Origin of the sequence: Hyphomonas sp. (assembly GCF_046313975.1) — a bacterium.
Taxonomy (GTDB): Bacteria; Pseudomonadota; Alphaproteobacteria; order Caulobacterales; family Hyphomonadaceae; genus Hyphomonas.
On sequence record NZ_JBKBXB010000010.1, the window covers coordinates 1 to 15,628 of the forward strand.

At 63.5% G+C, this 15,628-nt stretch carries 17 protein-coding genes; 11 read left to right on the forward strand and 6 right to left on the reverse strand.

Annotated elements, in window-relative coordinates; genetic code table 11:
* Positions 1-65 precede the first annotated feature (65 nt).
* Positions 66-596, reverse strand: coding sequence for an integrase arm-type DNA-binding domain-containing protein (locus ACK4TE_RS05420; RefSeq protein ID WP_409910467.1), 531 nt, complete (start codon positions 594-596; stop codon positions 66-68).
* Positions 597-936: 340 nt separating this feature from the next.
* On the opposite strand from ACK4TE_RS05420, the gene ACK4TE_RS05425 reads away from it, so the two are divergent.
* The gene (locus ACK4TE_RS05425; RefSeq protein ID WP_409910468.1) at positions 937-1,410 is read left to right on the forward strand and encodes a hypothetical protein; all 474 of its coding nucleotides are present in this window, start codon (positions 937-939) and stop codon (positions 1,408-1,410) included.
* Positions 1,411-1,497: 87 nt separating this feature from the next.
* On the forward strand, positions 1,498-4,251 hold the full coding sequence (locus ACK4TE_RS05430) for a PAS domain-containing protein (RefSeq protein WP_409910469.1): 2,754 nt from the start codon (positions 1,498-1,500) through the stop codon (positions 4,249-4,251).
* Here the strand turns inward: ACK4TE_RS05430 and ACK4TE_RS05435 are convergent.
* From ACK4TE_RS05435 to efp, 3 genes are all read right to left on the reverse strand, one after another.
* Positions 4,233-4,934: a response regulator transcription factor gene (locus tag ACK4TE_RS05435; RefSeq protein WP_409910470.1), complete on the reverse strand. Its 702-nt coding sequence runs from the start codon at positions 4,932-4,934 to the stop codon at positions 4,233-4,235. The two genes, ACK4TE_RS05430 and ACK4TE_RS05435, sit on opposite strands and share 19 nt — an antisense overlap.
* A gap of 100 nt (positions 4,935-5,034) precedes the next feature.
* Complete coding sequence (locus ACK4TE_RS05440) at positions 5,035-5,379, reverse strand: PilZ domain-containing protein (RefSeq protein ID WP_409910471.1); 345 nt, start codon at positions 5,377-5,379, stop codon at positions 5,035-5,037.
* A 254-nt stretch (positions 5,380-5,633) separates the two neighbouring features.
* Entirely contained in the window at positions 5,634-6,206 is a 573-nt protein-coding gene (gene efp / locus ACK4TE_RS05445) for an elongation factor P (RefSeq protein WP_409910472.1), read from the reverse strand.
* Between the two features lie 113 nt (positions 6,207-6,319).
* Between efp and epmA the strand changes: the two genes are divergently transcribed.
* Both epmA and ACK4TE_RS05455 read left to right on the forward strand, forming a co-directional pair.
* A complete protein-coding gene (gene epmA / locus ACK4TE_RS05450; protein ID WP_409910473.1) occupies positions 6,320-7,363 on the forward strand; it encodes an EF-P lysine aminoacylase EpmA in 1,044 nt (347 codons plus the stop codon).
* Positions 7,360-8,403 (forward strand): lysine-2,3-aminomutase-like protein, encoded by a 1,044-nt coding sequence (locus ACK4TE_RS05455; protein ID WP_409910474.1) that lies wholly within the window; start codon positions 7,360-7,362, stop codon positions 8,401-8,403. The genes epmA and ACK4TE_RS05455 overlap by 4 nt, the downstream gene beginning before the upstream one ends.
* On the opposite strand, the gene ACK4TE_RS05460 is transcribed toward ACK4TE_RS05455, so the two are convergent.
* The gene (locus ACK4TE_RS05460) at positions 8,382-9,581 is read right to left on the reverse strand and encodes a hypothetical protein (protein ID WP_409910475.1); all 1,200 of its coding nucleotides are present in this window, start codon (positions 9,579-9,581) and stop codon (positions 8,382-8,384) included. The genes ACK4TE_RS05455 and ACK4TE_RS05460 overlap by 22 nt on opposite strands.
* A 226-nt stretch (positions 9,582-9,807) precedes the next feature.
* Here ACK4TE_RS05460 and ACK4TE_RS05465 point away from each other — a divergent pair, with 226 nt between their 5' ends.
* The 5 genes from ACK4TE_RS05465 (at position 9,808) to ACK4TE_RS05485 (ending at position 13,676) form a co-directional block, all read left to right on the forward strand.
* Positions 9,808-10,698 (forward strand): acyl-CoA desaturase, encoded by an 891-nt coding sequence (locus ACK4TE_RS05465; protein ID WP_409910476.1) that lies wholly within the window; start codon positions 9,808-9,810, stop codon positions 10,696-10,698.
* Between the two features lie 117 nt (positions 10,699-10,815).
* A complete protein-coding gene (locus tag ACK4TE_RS05470; RefSeq protein WP_409910477.1) occupies positions 10,816-11,499 on the forward strand; it encodes a VWA domain-containing protein in 684 nt (227 codons plus the stop codon).
* Between the two features lie 190 nt (positions 11,500-11,689).
* Positions 11,690-12,445, forward strand: a complete 756-nt coding sequence (locus ACK4TE_RS05475) for a VWA domain-containing protein (protein WP_409910478.1) — start codon at positions 11,690-11,692, stop codon at positions 12,443-12,445.
* A gap of 131 nt (positions 12,446-12,576) precedes the next feature.
* Positions 12,577-13,041: a response regulator transcription factor gene (locus ACK4TE_RS05480; RefSeq protein ID WP_409910479.1), complete on the forward strand. Its 465-nt coding sequence runs from the start codon at positions 12,577-12,579 to the stop codon at positions 13,039-13,041.
* Between the two features lie 92 nt (positions 13,042-13,133).
* Complete coding sequence (locus tag ACK4TE_RS05485) at positions 13,134-13,676, forward strand: DUF4199 domain-containing protein (RefSeq protein ID WP_409910480.1); 543 nt, start codon at positions 13,134-13,136, stop codon at positions 13,674-13,676.
* Here the strand turns inward: ACK4TE_RS05485 and ACK4TE_RS05490 are convergent.
* A complete protein-coding gene (locus ACK4TE_RS05490) occupies positions 13,673-14,350 on the reverse strand; it encodes a nitroreductase family protein (RefSeq protein WP_409910481.1) in 678 nt (225 codons plus the stop codon). The genes ACK4TE_RS05485 and ACK4TE_RS05490 overlap by 4 nt on opposite strands.
* A gap of 138 nt (positions 14,351-14,488) precedes the next feature.
* Between ACK4TE_RS05490 and ACK4TE_RS05495 the strand changes: the two genes are divergently transcribed.
* Entirely contained in the window at positions 14,489-14,956 is a 468-nt protein-coding gene (locus tag ACK4TE_RS05495; protein ID WP_409910482.1) for a MaoC family dehydratase, read from the forward strand.
* 61 nt (positions 14,957-15,017) lie between these two features.
* The gene (locus tag ACK4TE_RS05500; RefSeq protein ID WP_409910483.1) at positions 15,018-15,500 is read left to right on the forward strand and encodes a GFA family protein; all 483 of its coding nucleotides are present in this window, start codon (positions 15,018-15,020) and stop codon (positions 15,498-15,500) included.
* Positions 15,501-15,628: the final 128 nt, after the last annotated feature.

A 15,628-nucleotide genomic window follows, 5' to 3' on the forward strand; every position in this document is an offset into this window, starting at 1 on the left:
CCTCAAACCATGGACTATGAAAGGGCCAGACTCTCGAAATGAATGAGGGACCCGAGGGTCTCAGGTCAGTCGTTGTACAGTGCCCTCAGGCATCGCATCGATCCGTTCGCCCGATAGGGGCCACGATCCCTCGTGATCTCCTCGTGGAGGGTGCGGACCTCCTCACGTTCGAGCAGGTCCATCGGAATGTGCCTCAGCTTGCTGAGTGGCCCCTTGAGGCATTCCCTGTAGAACTCCTTGGTGCGTTCAGTCAGATCATCACGCAGCACGTATCGGTCGAGCGCCTCCTGGACAGTCGGCACGCTGCTCACAGGCTTCCTCGGGTCCTCGCCACGCTTCAGCGCCAGCCGGACCTCTGCCGAGGCGGTCCTGGCCTGCCTGAGCTGCACCTCGTCGGCCCGACCAATGTTGATGGTGATGTACCGACCGCCACGGCAGTTGATCCGGCCCACATGGCGGTAGGCGCCACCGGTGCTGCCGACGACGAGCCGCAGGCCCTTCGCCTCTGCGTCATAGAACTGTTGGCCAGGTTCTGCCTCACGCAGCCACCTGTCGACCATCGCCTGTGTAAACTTCTGAGCCATCGTCCAGACCATATTTCAGGCCATGCGGTAGATACGGCTCCACACGGCTCACGATGGAATAATGTCTATGAATCAAGGGGTCGCACACCCTCAATACGGGTACGGACGGTCCGGTATGGCAGCGGCGGCGTGCCTACGAATCTGGGGGTCAGGAGTTCGAATCTCTTCGGGTGCGCCATTTGCGCGGTTTTCAGGCCTGGCATTGCCATGCGTACGCGAGTCTGAAACATCTTGCAGGTCCGGGTGCGGGAAAGCCTTCAAGTTGAAGGTTTTAGACCCTTGCTAAAGACCCCCGTGACCAGTTCGCGTGCAGAGGTGTTGCCTAGTGACCAACCCTTACGAGGAAGAGCGAATGAGACTTGCGTTTCGCCAGTCTGACGACGATTCCGCGATCGAACTCAGGACCATCATGGCCGTCGAGAAAGTGCTCCGGAAGGTTCGGGCCTTCACCTGCCTGGTGACCGGCAACCGCGCCGAGGCCGACGAGATCGTCGAGGATGCACTCATCCTTTACCTCTCGACCGATCCCGACCCGGAAGAAGCTGAGAATTCGTATCGCTACCTGATCGCTGCCGTGCGCCGCCTGATGCGGACGACCGGCACGCGCGCGCGCCGGGGCATGGACCTTGAGCCTGCGCTGATGCCGCTGCTGAACCTGCCGATCGAGCGCCGCGAGATTGCCGCCCTGCACCTCGGCGCCGGGCTTGGCGTGGAGGATATGGCCGCCCTGCTGGAGATTGCGCCGGGCGATGTGTTGCTGGAGCTGGCCGCTGTGCGCGCCGTGATCGGGCCCGAGACCTTCGACAGGGCCTCGCTGGGCCTCTGACGCGGGGCTGTGTTTCATGTGCGCAGGCAGCCAGCCTGTGCTAATCCTTGGCGGTGAGTCTGCGCAACAGGAACGGGCCGGGCAGGGATGTGGGAACGCGAGGTTTTCTTTGACCGGCATCCTGATCCGATGTGGATCTGCGATCCGGAGACACTCGGCTTCCTCGATGTGAACGCGGCGGCGCTGGCCGCCTATGGCTACACGCGTGAGGAGTTCCTCGGCCTGAAGGCACCGCAGCTCTGGCCCGCGGAAGACCTTGCCGCGTTCCAGTCCTGCCTCGATGCCGCCCGCGGCAACGACATGTGCCGGGCCGGCACCTTCCGTCACCAGCGCCGCTCCGGCGAGATCCTGCAGGTTGAACTCACCATCTCCCGCATCGACTGGCAGGGGCGGCCGGCCGTGATCGTCGCGGCGAGGGACGTTACTCGCACGATGGACCTGGTGCGCGAGCGGGAAGTGCTGCTGCGCCGCGAGGAGGGCGTGCGGCAGGCGGCGGAATCGCTGGCGGAGAAACTGTCGGAGCAGGTCTCAACCCTGCGCACGGCGCAGCGGCTGATCGGCATCGGCGCCTGGAAATATGAGTATGGCTCCGGCCGGCTCAACTGGTCGCCGGAATTCTACCGGATCTACGGTCTCGACGAGGCGAGCTACACCCCCACCTTTGAGGGCTTCGCCAGTCTGGTGCATCCCGATGACCGCGACGAGGTGGTTGAGACCTATCGCAACTTCGCCGGGTCCGGTCAGACCGAGTTCGATTTATTCCACCGCATCTGCCGCCCCGACGGGCGCATCGTGCACATCCGCAGCATCGGCGAGCTTAGCGGCGGGCCGCAGGGGCGGATGCTGACCGGCATCATCCAGGACGTGACGCTGCAGGTCGAACAGGACAACCGCCTGCGCCTGCTCGACCTTTCCATCAGCCGGCTGAACGATGCGGTTCTCATCTTCGAGGCGCGGTCAGGCGATGACGCAGTCAAGGCGCCGGTCGTCTACATCAATGGCGGCGCGACGCGCGTTTCCGGTTTGCGGGAAAGCGAGATTGTCGGCCATTCCATCGAAGCCCTCGTGCGGGTGATCGCGCGCGGAATTGCGGTCGAGGTGCTGCGTACCGTCCTGAATGCCGGGGAATCCCGCCGGGAGGAAATTCGTCTGTTCACGCCGGAAGGCAAGGTCATGCCGGCCGAAATCGATCTCGTTCCGGTGCGGGACGCGGCCGGCCGGATGAGCCATTGGGTCGCCGTGGTGCGGGACATGTCGGAAAAGCGCGCGGCGGATGCACGCGCCCGGCTCAACGAAGAGCGCTATCAGATGCTCTCGCGCTCCACGAATGATGTCGTCTGGGACTTTGACGTACTCTCCGGCCTGGTGACATGGAACGAGAATTTCCGCCGCCTTGCCGGCGCGCCGGACTCCCTGCTGGTGGACCAGCTGACATCGTGGACGGACCGTCTGCACCCGGAGGACCGTGACCGTGTACTCGCCACTTTCTGGGGCGCGATCCGGGGGGATGCCGAGACATGGACGGACGAGTACCGCTTCCTTCGCGATGACGGGGATGTGCGTTTTGTCCTCGATCGCGGCTTCATTTCGCGGGACGAAACCGGCGGCCCGCTGCGCATCGTCGGCAGCATGGTCGACATCACCCAGCAGAAGATCGCCGAGGCGCGCCTTGTGCAGGCAGAGAAGCTGGACGCGCTGGGCCAGATGACCGGCGGGGTGGCGCATGATTTCAACAACCTGCTGACCATCATCTTCGGCAATGCGGAAACCCTGCTCGACCGGATCGACACGCCGAGGGAGCGCCGCCTGGTCGAGCTGATTTCCTCCGCTGCCGAGCGGGGCAGGGACCTGACCGGGCGGCTTCTCGCCTTCGCGCGCCGCCTGCCGCTGAAGCCGCAGATCATTGATCTCAACCTGCATCTCCAGCGCAGCGCCGAGCTGATGCGGCGGACCTTCCGGTCGAATGTCCGTATCGAGATGGATCTCGGCGAGCCTGCGGCCTTTGTCGAGGCAGACCCCGGCCAGCTGGAACTGGCGGTTCTGAACCTTGCCCTGAATGCCCGCCATGCCATGCGCGAGGGCGGGGTGCTGACGCTTGCGACCCGCCATGTTCCTGCCGGCAGCGTTGCGCCGGGCTTCGAAAAGGCCCAGCCTGCGGATGCCGACCGCGTGATGCTGATCGTCTCCGATACCGGGACGGGCATGGACGCTGAAACACTGCGCCGCTGCCTCGAACCGTTCTTCACGACCAAGCCTGTGGGTGAAGGCGTCGGCCTTGGCCTCAGCATGGCCTACGGGTTCATGGCCCAGTCCGGCGGCCAGCTGCTGATCGATTCGCATCCGGGTTTCGGCACGACGGTCGGCCTGATTTTCCCGGTATCCTCTGAAAGCCTTACCGAGAACGCGCCGGGACATATCCGCGGCGGCGTTCGCGGCGGCAGCGAACATGTCCTGCTGGTCGAGGACAATCCGGCCGTGCGCGACAATGCCGAAGCCATCCTGACGGGCCTCGGCTACCGCGTGACGGCGCTCGGCACGGCAGACGAGGCGATCGGATACATTCAGAACGGCGGCGCGGCAGATCTTCTGCTCACGGACATCATGATGCCGGGATCGGCGGATGTGCGCGATCTGGTCGCGCTGGCGCGCAGTCTGCTGCCCGGCATGCGGGTGCTGTATGTCTCCGGCTATCCGCGCGAGCTGCTGGATGCGGATGGCCGGCTACCCGCCAGGATGGACCTGTTGCAGAAGCCCTACCGGCGATCAGAGCTCGCTGCAGCGGTACGTCAGGCACTGGATGCGGCGGCTGCGTCTGTGGAGCCTCAGGCGTCGGAGGCCTGAACCACGATGCGGTAGCCCGCTCCGCGCGCAGTTTGGATGGCATCGCCGGTTGTCTGTTCGAGCTGGCCGAGTTTCTGGCGCAGGCGGCTGATATAGGTCTCGAGGACTTTTTCACCCTCCTTGTACGGACGACCGAAGGCGCGCAGATACAGCTCCTCGCGTTGCACGACCCGGCCGCCAGCATCGACCAGCGCGCTGAGCAGCTGGAATTCGGCATGTGTCAGCTCGGTTTCCTGAGCGCCGAGGCGCAGCGAGCGGCGGGGCCGGTCGAAGGTGATGGTGCTGATCTGCGTAGGTGACAGATTGGCCGGAGCCTGCACCCGCGGCCGGACAAGGCGCGACACGCGCGCGTGCAATTCCTTCACGCTGAGCGGCTTCAGCACATAGTCGTCGATGCCCTGATTGATCAGGTTTGCGCGGAACTCCGTTTCGCCCCAGCCGGACAGCACTATGATCGGGATCTGGCTGAGGCGCCGGATCTCGGCGGCGATCTGTGTGCCGGAGGCGTCCGGCAGTTGCAGGTCGAGGATCACGCAATGGGCTGTGGCGAGGCCGCCCGAAAACAGCACCGGCTGGAAATCGGCATAGGACGTGTAGGAATCAATATGATCCGCCGCATCCGGCCAGCCAAGGCGGATGGTTTCAATCAGATCCGGATCGTCTTCTACGAGTATGATGTTCACGGGCCCCGCCTCACCAATATTTCGAGACGACAACAACCCCTTTCTGCAGTCATCGCTGTAATCTGGCTGACACTCTGGGGGCCGGCCGGAAGGTTTGCAATCACGACCGCGTCGTTAGGTTAGGCGCGCTGATTGCTGCCGGAATTGCAGGCGGCCGGTTCAGCTGAGGCTCAATGAAACGGGCGCCGACCAGATCGCTGCGCTGCCAGCGTTTTTCGCAGTGATGCTTCGTCGGCACGCCCGTGTTCGGGTTTGGAATGATCAGATCGAACGTGTCCGGTGCGGTCCAGGAGGCTGAACCCAGCTTCAGCTTTGCGCCGCCTTCCGACAGGTCGCGGATGAGAACGTCAAAGCTGCTCTTGCCGTCATTGAACACCATGCGGGCCCCCTTCAGCGTGCGCTGGCGGGTGTGCTGGCGAGGGGATTCTGGGCTGCTGCCGGACATTCTTGCCGCCTGGGTCGTGACTTGCGGGCTATGCCTGCAAGTATGCCGGCGTTCCGGTTAAATGTCAGTTGCCTGTCAGTCCGGCCCGAAAAAAGAGCCAGCGCTGGGCCGCGCTGGCTCTCAAGTCGTTCTTGGTAGATGGAGAAGCACAATGGCTTCACGCGGACTATGCGCAGCCTTTCGATTTGGTTCCCCGGAAAATGGCTGATTCTGCTGAATTTTTGCGGGCGATTCCGAAAGATTCCAGCTTTTTCTCAGTCTTTCGCGCGTTCGAGGTAGGAGCCGTCATCGGTGTTCACGACCACCCGGGTGCCGACGCCGATATGCGGGGGCACCATGATGCGCAGGCCATTGTCGAGCTTGGCGGGCTTGTAGGAGCCCGACGCGGTCTGACCTTTGACCACCGGTTCGGTCTCAACGATCTCGGCAGTGATGCGCTGGGGCAGGGTGAGGGAGACCGGCTCGCCGTTGAACATCTGCAGGGTGACGTTCATGTTTTCCTGCAGGTAGGCCGCGCCGTCGCCGACCATGGCGCCGGAGACGGTGACCTGGTCGTAATTGGATGTGTTCATGAAGACGTAATTGTCGCCTTCCTGGTAGAGGTAGGAGAACTCGACTTCTTCGACAAAAGCCCGCTCGACCTTGTCGGACGTCTTGTAAGTATTAGAGATTTTGATGCCATCGGAGATGCGGCGCATATCGATGGTGGTGGTCGGCGTACCTTTGCCGGGACGGAAGGATTCCGCCCTGAGGACAACATAGAGCTGGCCGTCGGTGTGTTCGATGATGTTGCCTTTGCGGATATCCGCAGCGATTTCAACGGCCATGGGGGCGTTCCTGAGTTGCGAGGTCGAAAGCGCCGCTATATACCGCCTCCGCGCCATTTGGCCAGCCGCCACAGACCGCTGGCTGGCTCCGTTTCCGCCGATTCCGGAGCAACATGACCCCCGACAGCCTCCCCTGGTGGTCGCCCGAGGCCCATTCCCGCCGCCGGCCGCACCTTGCGGCGCGGGGACGGATCAAGGCGCGCTTGCGCGCCTGGTTCGAGGCGGAAGGCTTTACCGAAACCGAAGTCGGCCAGCTGCAGCGCTCGCCGGGCAATGAGGCGCACCTGCATGCCTTTGCTGCCGCCTTCCAGGCCGAGAATGGCCGTGAGACCCCGCTCTACCTGCATACCTCGCCCGAATTCGCGATGAAGAAGCTGCTGGCGGCGGGGGAGACGAAAATCTTCGATTTCGCCCGGGCTTTCCGCAACCGGGAGACCGGCGCGCGCCATGCGCCCGAGTTCACGATGCTGGAATGGTACCGCGCCGGGGAGGGGCTGGAGGCGGTGATGCAGGACAGCGCGCAGATTGCGCGGCTCGCGGCGGAGGCGGCAGGTTCCGCGGCGCTGACCTGGAAAGGCGCGGCGTGTGATCCGTTTGCCGAGCCGGAATATCTCACGCTCGTTTCTGCTTTCGAAAAGTTTGCTGGCATCGATCTTGAGGCCCATCTGACAGACGCCGCCGGTCTTGCGCGCGCGGCCAAGGCGGCGGGCGTGATCACGCCGGAAGGGGCGAGCTGGACGGACGTGTTCTCCGCAGTGCTGGTGACGCGCATCGAGCCAAACCTCGGGCAGGGGCGCCTGACTTTCCTCTATCGCTACCCCGTCAGCGAGGCGGCACTCTCCCGTCCGTATCCGGACGATACGCGCTTTGCCGAGCGGTTTGAGCTTTATGCCTGCGGCGTGGAACTGGCGAACGGCTACCGCGAGCTGACCGATGCGGTCCTCCTGCGTCAGCGGCAAGTGGCGGAGATGGAGCTGAAGCAGGCCGTCTATGGTGAGCGCTATCCGCTGGATGAGGACTTCATTGCGGCGGTCGCCGCCATGCCGGAGGCCAGCGGGGTTGCGCTCGGCTTTGACCGGCTGGTGATGCTGGCGAGCGGGGCGGTGCAGATTTCGGATGTTCTGTGGACGCCGGTGCCTATAGAGGGGCGGGCATGACGGTCACCACGCTCCGCTCCGTTGCCGCCCTGAAGGCCGCAGGCCTCGTCACCGAGACGCTGGCGCCTCAGCTTGCGGAAGTTGAAGCGGCCTATGCCATTGCCCTGCCGGAGCCGCTCGCGAAACTCATTGATGGCAAACGGTTTGGCGGTCCCATCGCACGCCAATATGTTCCGTCTCCGGAAGAAATGGATGTGAAGGCGGGCGAGACGGCCGATCCGATTGGCGACCATCGCCATTCGCCCGTGCCTGGCCTCGTGCATCGCTATCCCGACCGGGTGCTTGTGAAGGTCACATCGACCTGCCCGGTCTATTGCCGTTTCTGCTTCCGGCGCGAGATGGTGGGCCCGGAAAAGGGCGAGGCGCTGACGAAGACAGAGCTGGATGCGGTCATTGCCTATATCGCTGCCAACACAGACATCTTCGAAGTGATCCTGACCGGCGGCGATCCGATGATGCTGTCGGCGGCGCGGGCGCACGAGATCACGCAGCGCCTCGAGACAATTCCGCATGTCAAGCTCATCCGCTGGCATACCCGTATGCCGGTGACGCGTCCCGACCGGGTGACCGAGACCTATGCCGAAGCGATCCGTTCCCGGACGAAGGCTGTGTTCGTGGCGGTCCACGCAAACCATGCCGCCGAATTTTCGGACGAAGCGATTGCGGCCTGCCGGCGCCTTGCCGGGCAGGGGATTGCGCTTGTTTCGCAATCCGTCCTGCTGCGCGGCGTCAATGATACGGTGGAAGACCTCTCCGGCCTGATGCGCGCCTTCCTGTCTGCGGGGATCAAGCCTTACTACCTGCACCAGCTGGACGCGGCGCCGGGTACGTCGCATTTCCGCGTGCCGGTGGAAGAAGGCCAGCGCCTCGTGCGCGCGCTGCGTGACACGATCTCCGGCCTCGCCATTCCGCATTATGTGTTCGACATTGCCGGCGGTGTCTCGAAGGCTTCGCTGGCCTTGTCCGACATCGAGCGGCGCGATGATGGCTGGGTCGTGCGCGGGCGCGATGGCGAAGACTATCCGCTGGCGGACAGCTGAGCGCGGCCGCGGCCAAGGATCAGAAGCGCGACAAGTCCAATGGATGTCGCCTGACTTGAAAACAGTTCCAGCAACAGCGCGAACACCCAACTTGGCAGCGAGGCGCGTTGCTCCGCGCGGAGCAGGATGTTGCCGGAGCCTTGCCCCAGCAGTTCGGCGTTTGCCGCTTCGATCTTGGCGATGAGATCATCGCGGCGCTTGGCGAGGCCGAGCTCGTTCTGCGCGTCGCGGTAGGGCTTGTGGTCCGTGCGCCCGACGCGTTCGACTTCGGCGAGATAGGATTCCAGTCCCTCCACCGAGCGCGTCTCCGGAGGAATGCCGTCCAGCTGGCGGCGCCAGTCGGCAATCTGTGTCTCAAGCACTTCGCGGTTGGTCGCGGCGGTGCTGATTTCGGCGGCGGCGGAGAGGTTGTTCGAGCGGATATAGATTTCGGTGCCGAGGATGGAGGCGCCTGCACCGATCAGCGCGAAGACCAGCGCGCGCAGGCTTTCCATGCGGCGCCGGTTGGCGGCGTGCCAGTAGACGAAGGTGAAACCGCCGAAGGAGACAATCGCGGCGATGATGCCGGCCGCGCCCCAGACGCGCGCCTGCAGCGGATCGGCCACGGTGGAGGCAAAGGCCTGATAGTTTGCAAAGCCGGAGAGGCCCGCCGCGAGCAGGCCGGCGGCGACGAAGACCAGCGCCAGCAGGGCAATGATCGCCCGCTCGCCCGCGCCCCGGCGCCGCTCGGCCTTCTCGGCGCGGATTGCTTCGAGCCGGATTTCGCGCTCGGCCTTGATTTCTTCAGGGTCCGGCAGCTTCTGTTCAGGCTTGAGCTGGTAGACTTTTGGGGGGGACTTGAGGACGGGATTGGTGGCCGTCACCGCAACGGAATATTGCGCATCGATCGGGGCAGGTGGGGGTGGCTCTTCCTCATCCTCGATGAGGGTGGGCACGAGCGCCCTGCCGGCTTCGATCTTCCTGATCAGATCGCGCAGGTCGCCCGTCTCGTGATGGTTCGTGCAGGTGTAGCGGCCATTCAGCAGGTCGAGAGACAGGTTATTGTCCCCGGACGCCCGGCAATCCTCGTGCAGCGGGCAGGCCGTGCGCACGTCGGAATTGTCCTGGCTGACATCTTCGTGCAGCCGCAGGAGTTCGGCGACCTGCCTGATTTCCTTCAATCGCCGTTCGTCCGACATCCGGCCCCCGCAACCTCACTCGCCCGTGCATAGCCTTGCGGCGGGCGTCCGTCACCCTCCCGGCGCGGCGGTCACAGGTGCGCGAGCATTGCAGCTGCGAAGCAATTTCATCTTTGACGGCGGGGCGAGACGCCTTAATCAGGTGTTAAGGGCCAAATATGAAGACTGGCTCAAACACTAGGGGGAAAGCTGCCGGAACCGGCAGCCCGACAAGGACTGAATGATTATGACGCCGCGCTCCATCGCGATTCCGAAAACCTGGAAAACCTTCGACATTCCAAGCTTCTTTTCCGCCTTTGGCTATCCGGTCCTCGGCGTAGCCTTGTTCACCACGATGGTGCTGCTTGGCATCTTCATCAGCGAGCTGACCTTCCACTGGTGGTATGTACCGCTCGCGATTGGCGTGATCGCCTTCTCGGTTTTCTGGTGCAATATGGGCATTGGTCCGCTGCACCGGATCCTGCAGCACCGCGCGGGCGAGCTGGCCCCGCCGGCGCAGGTGCTAGCGATGATCAACCTGATGATCGCTATGCAGGGCCGGGTGCGCGACTGGGTGAACTACCATTCCCAGCACCACCGCTTCGCCGACCAGCCTGGCGACCCGCACAATCCGTTCGAGTCCAAGCGCTGGGCCTGGGTCGGCTGGATCCTGTTCCGCGACAAGAAGGATACCGACCGCGACTGGCCGCTCTGGCTGAAGAAACATCCGATCATCATCTGGATGGACCGTTTCTATAACGAACTCAGCCTCGTCATCCATTTCGTCATCCCGGCGGTCATCTACCTGATCGTCTGGGCCTGCGGCGGCTCGCTGCTGCTGACGGCGCTGCTGCATGCGAGTGTCATCATCGGGCGCGCCATCCAGTTTCATGCGACCGTGTATGGTATCAACGTGCTCGGCCACCTGAAGACGCCGGTCTGGGCGGACCACCTTATGGCGCTGCTGACAGGGGGCGAGGCCTTCCACGATCACCACCATGACGAGCCGCAGAGTGCGCTGCATCGTCCGCGAAAGGGCATCTGGAACCGGATCGTCGACTATAATGGCACTGTGCTGCTTTTCCTCGAGAAGATCGGCTGGGTGCGCAACCTGAAGATCGCGCCGCGCTTCGCCTGAGCGGGCACTCTTCGCCACCGCAGCATGAAATAATTTCGAGGCGCCCCCTTTAACCGAGGGGACGCTTTCCCATTTGGGCTTTCCGGGGCGTGGGGGCGCATCGACGGAGGACTATCCATGACCAGCCAACACACCCACGCCAATCCGGCGGCGCATACCCATGCCTATATCCTCCTCGATCGCACCGGCTCGATGGGGTTGATCTGGGCCGAAGCGCTGACCTCGGTGAATGCCTATGCCGAAGCGCTCGGCAAGCCGGAGGGCGGCGCGAAACCCGGCGGCAATGAGAAAGTGACGCTCGCGGTCTTCGACCATCATGACGGCCTGAAATTCGACATCCTGCGCCGCGGCGTGGCAGCGGCGACCTGGAACAAGGTGACGAACGACGAGGCGAGCCCGCGGGGGATGACGCCGCTGTTCGACTCGATTGCCCGGATCGTGGCTCTGGCCGAAGGCGATGCGCCGGAGCGGGCGGTGATCGTCATCATGACCGACGGGGCGGAGAATGCCTCGACCGAAGTGACCAAGGACGGCGCCAAGGCGGCGCTCGACCGGGCGCGGGCAAAGGGCTGGGAAGTCGTGTTCCTCGGCGCCGAGTTCGCGAAGTTCTCGGATGCGGATGCGGTGGGTGTCAGCGGCGCCAAATCGATGGCCCTGAGTGCCGGATCCTTCGAAGGCTCGATGCGCTCGCTGGCCTCCAAGAGCCGGCGCTATTTCGAGAAGGCCGAAGCCGTGGACTTCGATGAGGAAGACCGCCGCCAGTCCGGCGAAGCGGATGTGAAACGCCGCAAGGGCAGCTGATGCTCCTTGTACGAACGAAAATGAATACCTGTTCAGCCTTCGGACCAGTCTGAACAGGCATTCATAAAAAAGAAGGGCCGCTCCTCAAAAGGCGGCCCTTTTCCTTTGCCTTGGCGGATTCATGTCACAGACGCGCCGTAATCGGGGCGCAGCTTTTCTTCCACACCGCCAGAGGGAAGGGACGCACTCCATGAAACTTATTCACTCCATCGCCGCCGTCGCCGCCGTGTTCGCACTCGCGGCAACCGCAGAATCCAAAGTCCTGCCGAAGCCGCCGAAGAACGACACGGTCCAGTCCTACATCCTGCTCGACCGCACAGGGTCGATGTCCGGCATCTGGGACGAGGCGCTCGCCTCGGTAAACGCCTATGCCAACAGTTTCGCGGCGGATGCGCCCGGCGCTGAGATCGCCGGCGCTGATATCAAGACCGCCGTCACGCTCGCCGTGTTCGACCATCATGATGGCATGCAATTCGATGTGCTGCGCGACAAGACTGATCCGGCCAAGTGGCAGAAGGTCACCAATGATGAAGCCAATCCGCGTGGCATGACCCCGCTGTTCGATGCCATCGGCCGCATCGTCAACCGCGCCGAAGCCGACAATCCGGAGAAGGCTGTCATTGTCATCATGACCGATGGCTATGAGAACTCCTCCACCGAGCTGACCAAGCAGGGCGCGAAAGCTGCGCTCGACCGGGCCCGTGCCAAAGGCTGGGAAGTTGTCTTCCTCGGTGCCGAGTTTGCGAGCTTCTCGGACGCGGATGCTGTCGGCATGGCCTCGTCCAAAACCATGGCGGTCGGCCAGGGCCGGTTTGAGGAGTCGATGGACAATCTCGCCCAGAAAGCCCGCGCTTATGGCAAGGGCGCTGCCCCTGCGGTCGAGTTCAACGAAGCTGACCGTTCGCAGGCTGGCGAAGAAGATGTGAAACAGCGCAAGGGCCAGTGATCTCCACGCCCTCCGCGCTACCCGGCTCTGCGCCTCCCTCAGGCGCTAACCCAGAGAGCAGCCGGGTCCAGGCCCGCTCAGATTGAGCGGGCCTGTTGTTTGGTCTAGCCTCCCGGTTCAGGGAGCGCGGTATGGTCCAGAAAGCACAGAGAAAGCAGGGACTGGCTGACCGGCTGCGCGCGGCGCGGCCGGTTTTCCTTTACGGCGCCATCCTTGCCGCTGGCACGTTCCTACTGAGCTGGCTCGACTATCAGCGCCTCGCGCGCAGCTTTGCCGGCGAGATCCAGATCTTCCTCGTCGCGGCCCTGTTCATGGCGCTCGGCATCTGGGCCGGGGCGCGCTTGTTCGCCGCGCGTCCACCCGCATCCGATTTCAGCGGCAATCCCGAAGCACAGCGCACGCTCGGCCTCAGCGAGCGCGAGATGGAAGTGCTCGCCCTCATCGCTGACGGCCTCGCCAACAAGGAAATCGCCGCGCGCCTGAACGTGTCGCCCAACACCGTGAAAACGCACGTCGCCCGCGTCCTCGAAAAGCTCGGCGCGCGGCGGCGGACCGAAGCGCTGGCCCGCGCGCGCGAACTTGGCATGCTGCCTTGAATTCCGGGTGATTTCACGAAAATCACCCTTTCGGGCGATTGCGGCTGCCCCGGCCCCGGCGGAGGTTCCGGGGAAACAACAGGAGACTTTCAATGCTGCAATCCATCCTCCGCAATGGCCTGATCGCTGGGCTGATCGTCGGCATACCGATGATCGTTGTTGCCGTGACACTTGGAGACAAGGCGCCGACCGGCAATCTGGGCATGCTGATCGGCTATACGACCATGCTCGTCGCTCTCAGTGTCATCTTTCTCGCTGTCAAACGCCACCGCGACGTCGTGAATGGCGGGGTCATCAAGTTCCTGCCGGCCTTTCTGATGGGCCTTGGCATCAGCGCCGTTGCCGGTCTTCTGTATGTCCTCGCCTGGGAGGCGACCCTTGCCCTTACGGGTTTCGATTTCGGAGCCATGTATGCCGAACATCTCGTCGAAGCGGCCCGGGCAAAAGGCGCCAGTGAAGCCGAGATCGCCGCCGAACTCGCCAAGGCCGAAGAGTTCGCGAAAATGTACGCCAACCCGCTCTTCCGGATGCCCATCACCTTCACGGAAATCCTGCCTGTGGGCCTGCTTGTCTCGCTGGTCTCGGCCCTTTTGTTGCGCAACAGCCGGTTCATGCCAGCCCGGACAGGCGGCTAGTCGTCAAAGCCGAGGAAGGTCGCGGCTTCGTCCACGGACTTTCTCTCCGACACAACGGCGTTGGCCGGGAAGGTATCGTCCGGCCAGCCCATTGCCACGCAGGTCTGGATCACCTGATCGTCCGGGATCTGAGCATGTTCGCGCACGACCGGGCTCTGCATGATGCCCTGGCTGTTGATCACGCAGCCGAGGCCCCGGTTCCAGGCGGTATTGACCAGGCAGTTGACGACACCGCCACAGTCGAAAGGCGCGATATCGCTGCCCTGGATCGACTTGTCATAGGTGACAACGATGGAGACTGGCGCATCAAACTGGCGGAAGCCGCGCAGGACCCAGTTCATGCGCTTTTCCTTGTTGTCGCGCTCGATGCCCATCGCGGCGAAGAGCTGCTTGGCGATGCCGATCTGGCGTTCGCGGTGCACGCCTTCATACCCCGGTCCCATGCGAAACTCGCGGCTGTCGGGCACGCCGGCAAGGTTCCTCTCGACATTGCCCTTGCGGATACGGTCCAGCACATCGCCGGAGACGACATAGAAATTCCATGGCTGGGTGTTCAGCGAAGTTGGCGCGCGCATCGCGATCTCGAGGATTTCCCGGATGAGCGCCTTCGGCACCGGCTTCTTCAGGAAGCCCCGGATGCTTCGCCGCCCTTTCACCACATCGTCAAATTCCACGCGCCTCTCCCATAATTCTCCAGCCCTGTTCTAGCGGCGCCGTGGACGCGCGCACCCCCTCCCGCTGGGTCAGGCTTGCCAAGGCCGGGCGTTCCGGCGACCACCTCGGGATCGGACCAGATCAAGGGGAAGGGCGGCATGCGGTATTTCGAGGACATGGTGGTCGGCACGCGCACACGGTCCTCGCGCACCTACAAGGTGACGCGCGAAGAGGTGGTCGAGTTCGCCTCGAAATATGATCCCCAGCCTTTCCATCTCGATGACGAGGCCGCGAAGCAAACCTTCTTCGGCCGGCTGTCAGCGTCGGGCTGGCATACCGGCGCGATGGCGATGCGGATGATGGTCGACACCTGGAAAGACGGCGAGCCGACGGCGGGCCTCGGCTCACCGGGCCTCGATGAGCTGCGCTGGGTGAAGCCGGTCTATCCGGGTGATGAATTGCATGTGGAAGTCGAACTGATCGAGAAACGCCGCTCTAAATCCCGCCCTGACATGGGTCTGACCAAATCGCGCCAGACGGTGTTCAACCAGCATGGTGAAGTCGTGATGACTATGATCGGCAACGGGCTGATCCGTGTGCGCGATCCTTCAGCGCCCATCGAATAGCGCTGCGTCTTGCCGGCGCTGCTGAGGCCTGTAATTTGCCCGCTCTCGAATAGGGGCAGGCATGACGGAAAATCTCGAGGGCGGATGTACCTGTGGCAAGATCCGCTACCGGCTGAAGCGCGTGCCGATGATCACGCATTGTTGCCATTGCACCTGGTGCCAGCGGGAGACGGGCTCGGCTTTCGTCGTGAACACGCTGATCGAAACGTCCGAGGTCGAACTGCTGGGTGCGGCGCCAGTGATCATCGATACGCCCAGCGCAAGCGGCAAGGGTCAGTGGATCGCGCGCTGCCCGCACTGCCAGGTCGCGGTGTGGAGCCACTATCCGACAGCGCGTGAGGCGGCAGCGTTCGTGCGCGCCGGAACGCTTGACGACAAACAGGCGATCCGGCCGGATGTCCACATCTTCACCGCGAGCAAGGCGGGCTGGGTGACGCTCGACGACGGAAAGCCTGTGTTCGAGGAGTTCTATCCGGATCGCCTCTCTCTCTGGGGCCGGGAGGCGGAGGCACGCTGGGACGCGCTGATGGCGGCGCGGAAGTAAAAAAGCCCGCTCCGGAGAGCGGGCTTTTCTGCTGCGCGGCCTCCGGCCTAGCTGCTCAGCGCTGATCGCGGGCTGAAGCCCGCGGCGCTTGCGCCTTCGCTTCGCTCGTGAAGGAGCGCGCCACAAGC

Excerpts from the sequence above, each read along its gene's own strand:
- ACK4TE_RS05475 (WP_409910478.1), top strand. The coding sequence starts at position 11,690 with ATGAAACTTATTCACTCCATCGCCGCCGTCGCCGCCGTGTTCGCACTC.
- ACK4TE_RS05460 (WP_409910475.1), bottom strand. The coding sequence starts at position 9,581 with ATGTCGGACGAACGGCGATTGAAGGAAATCAGGCAGGTCGCCGAACTC.
- epmA (WP_409910473.1), top strand. The coding sequence starts at position 6,320 with ATGACCCCCGACAGCCTCCCCTGGTGGTCGCCCGAGGCCCATTCCCGC.
- ACK4TE_RS05465 (WP_409910476.1), top strand. The coding sequence starts at position 9,808 with ATGACGCCGCGCTCCATCGCGATTCCGAAAACCTGGAAAACCTTCGAC.
- ACK4TE_RS05420 (WP_409910467.1), bottom strand. The coding sequence starts at position 596 with ATGGTCTGGACGATGGCTCAGAAGTTTACACAGGCGATGGTCGACAGG.
- ACK4TE_RS05470 (WP_409910477.1), top strand. The coding sequence starts at position 10,816 with ATGACCAGCCAACACACCCACGCCAATCCGGCGGCGCATACCCATGCC.
- ACK4TE_RS05455 (WP_409910474.1), top strand. The coding sequence starts at position 7,360 with ATGACGGTCACCACGCTCCGCTCCGTTGCCGCCCTGAAGGCCGCAGGC.
- ACK4TE_RS05485 (WP_409910480.1), top strand. The coding sequence starts at position 13,134 with ATGCTGCAATCCATCCTCCGCAATGGCCTGATCGCTGGGCTGATCGTC.
- ACK4TE_RS05430 (WP_409910469.1), top strand. The coding sequence starts at position 1,498 with ATGTGGGAACGCGAGGTTTTCTTTGACCGGCATCCTGATCCGATGTGG.
- ACK4TE_RS05480 (WP_409910479.1), top strand. The coding sequence starts at position 12,577 with ATGGTCCAGAAAGCACAGAGAAAGCAGGGACTGGCTGACCGGCTGCGC.
- ACK4TE_RS05500 (WP_409910483.1), top strand. The coding sequence starts at position 15,018 with ATGACGGAAAATCTCGAGGGCGGATGTACCTGTGGCAAGATCCGCTAC.
- ACK4TE_RS05440 (WP_409910471.1), bottom strand. The coding sequence starts at position 5,379 with ATGTCCGGCAGCAGCCCAGAATCCCCTCGCCAGCACACCCGCCAGCGC.
- ACK4TE_RS05425 (WP_409910468.1), top strand. The coding sequence starts at position 937 with ATGAGACTTGCGTTTCGCCAGTCTGACGACGATTCCGCGATCGAACTC.
- ACK4TE_RS05495 (WP_409910482.1), top strand. The coding sequence starts at position 14,489 with ATGCGGTATTTCGAGGACATGGTGGTCGGCACGCGCACACGGTCCTCG.
- efp (WP_409910472.1), bottom strand. The coding sequence starts at position 6,206 with ATGGCCGTTGAAATCGCTGCGGATATCCGCAAAGGCAACATCATCGAA.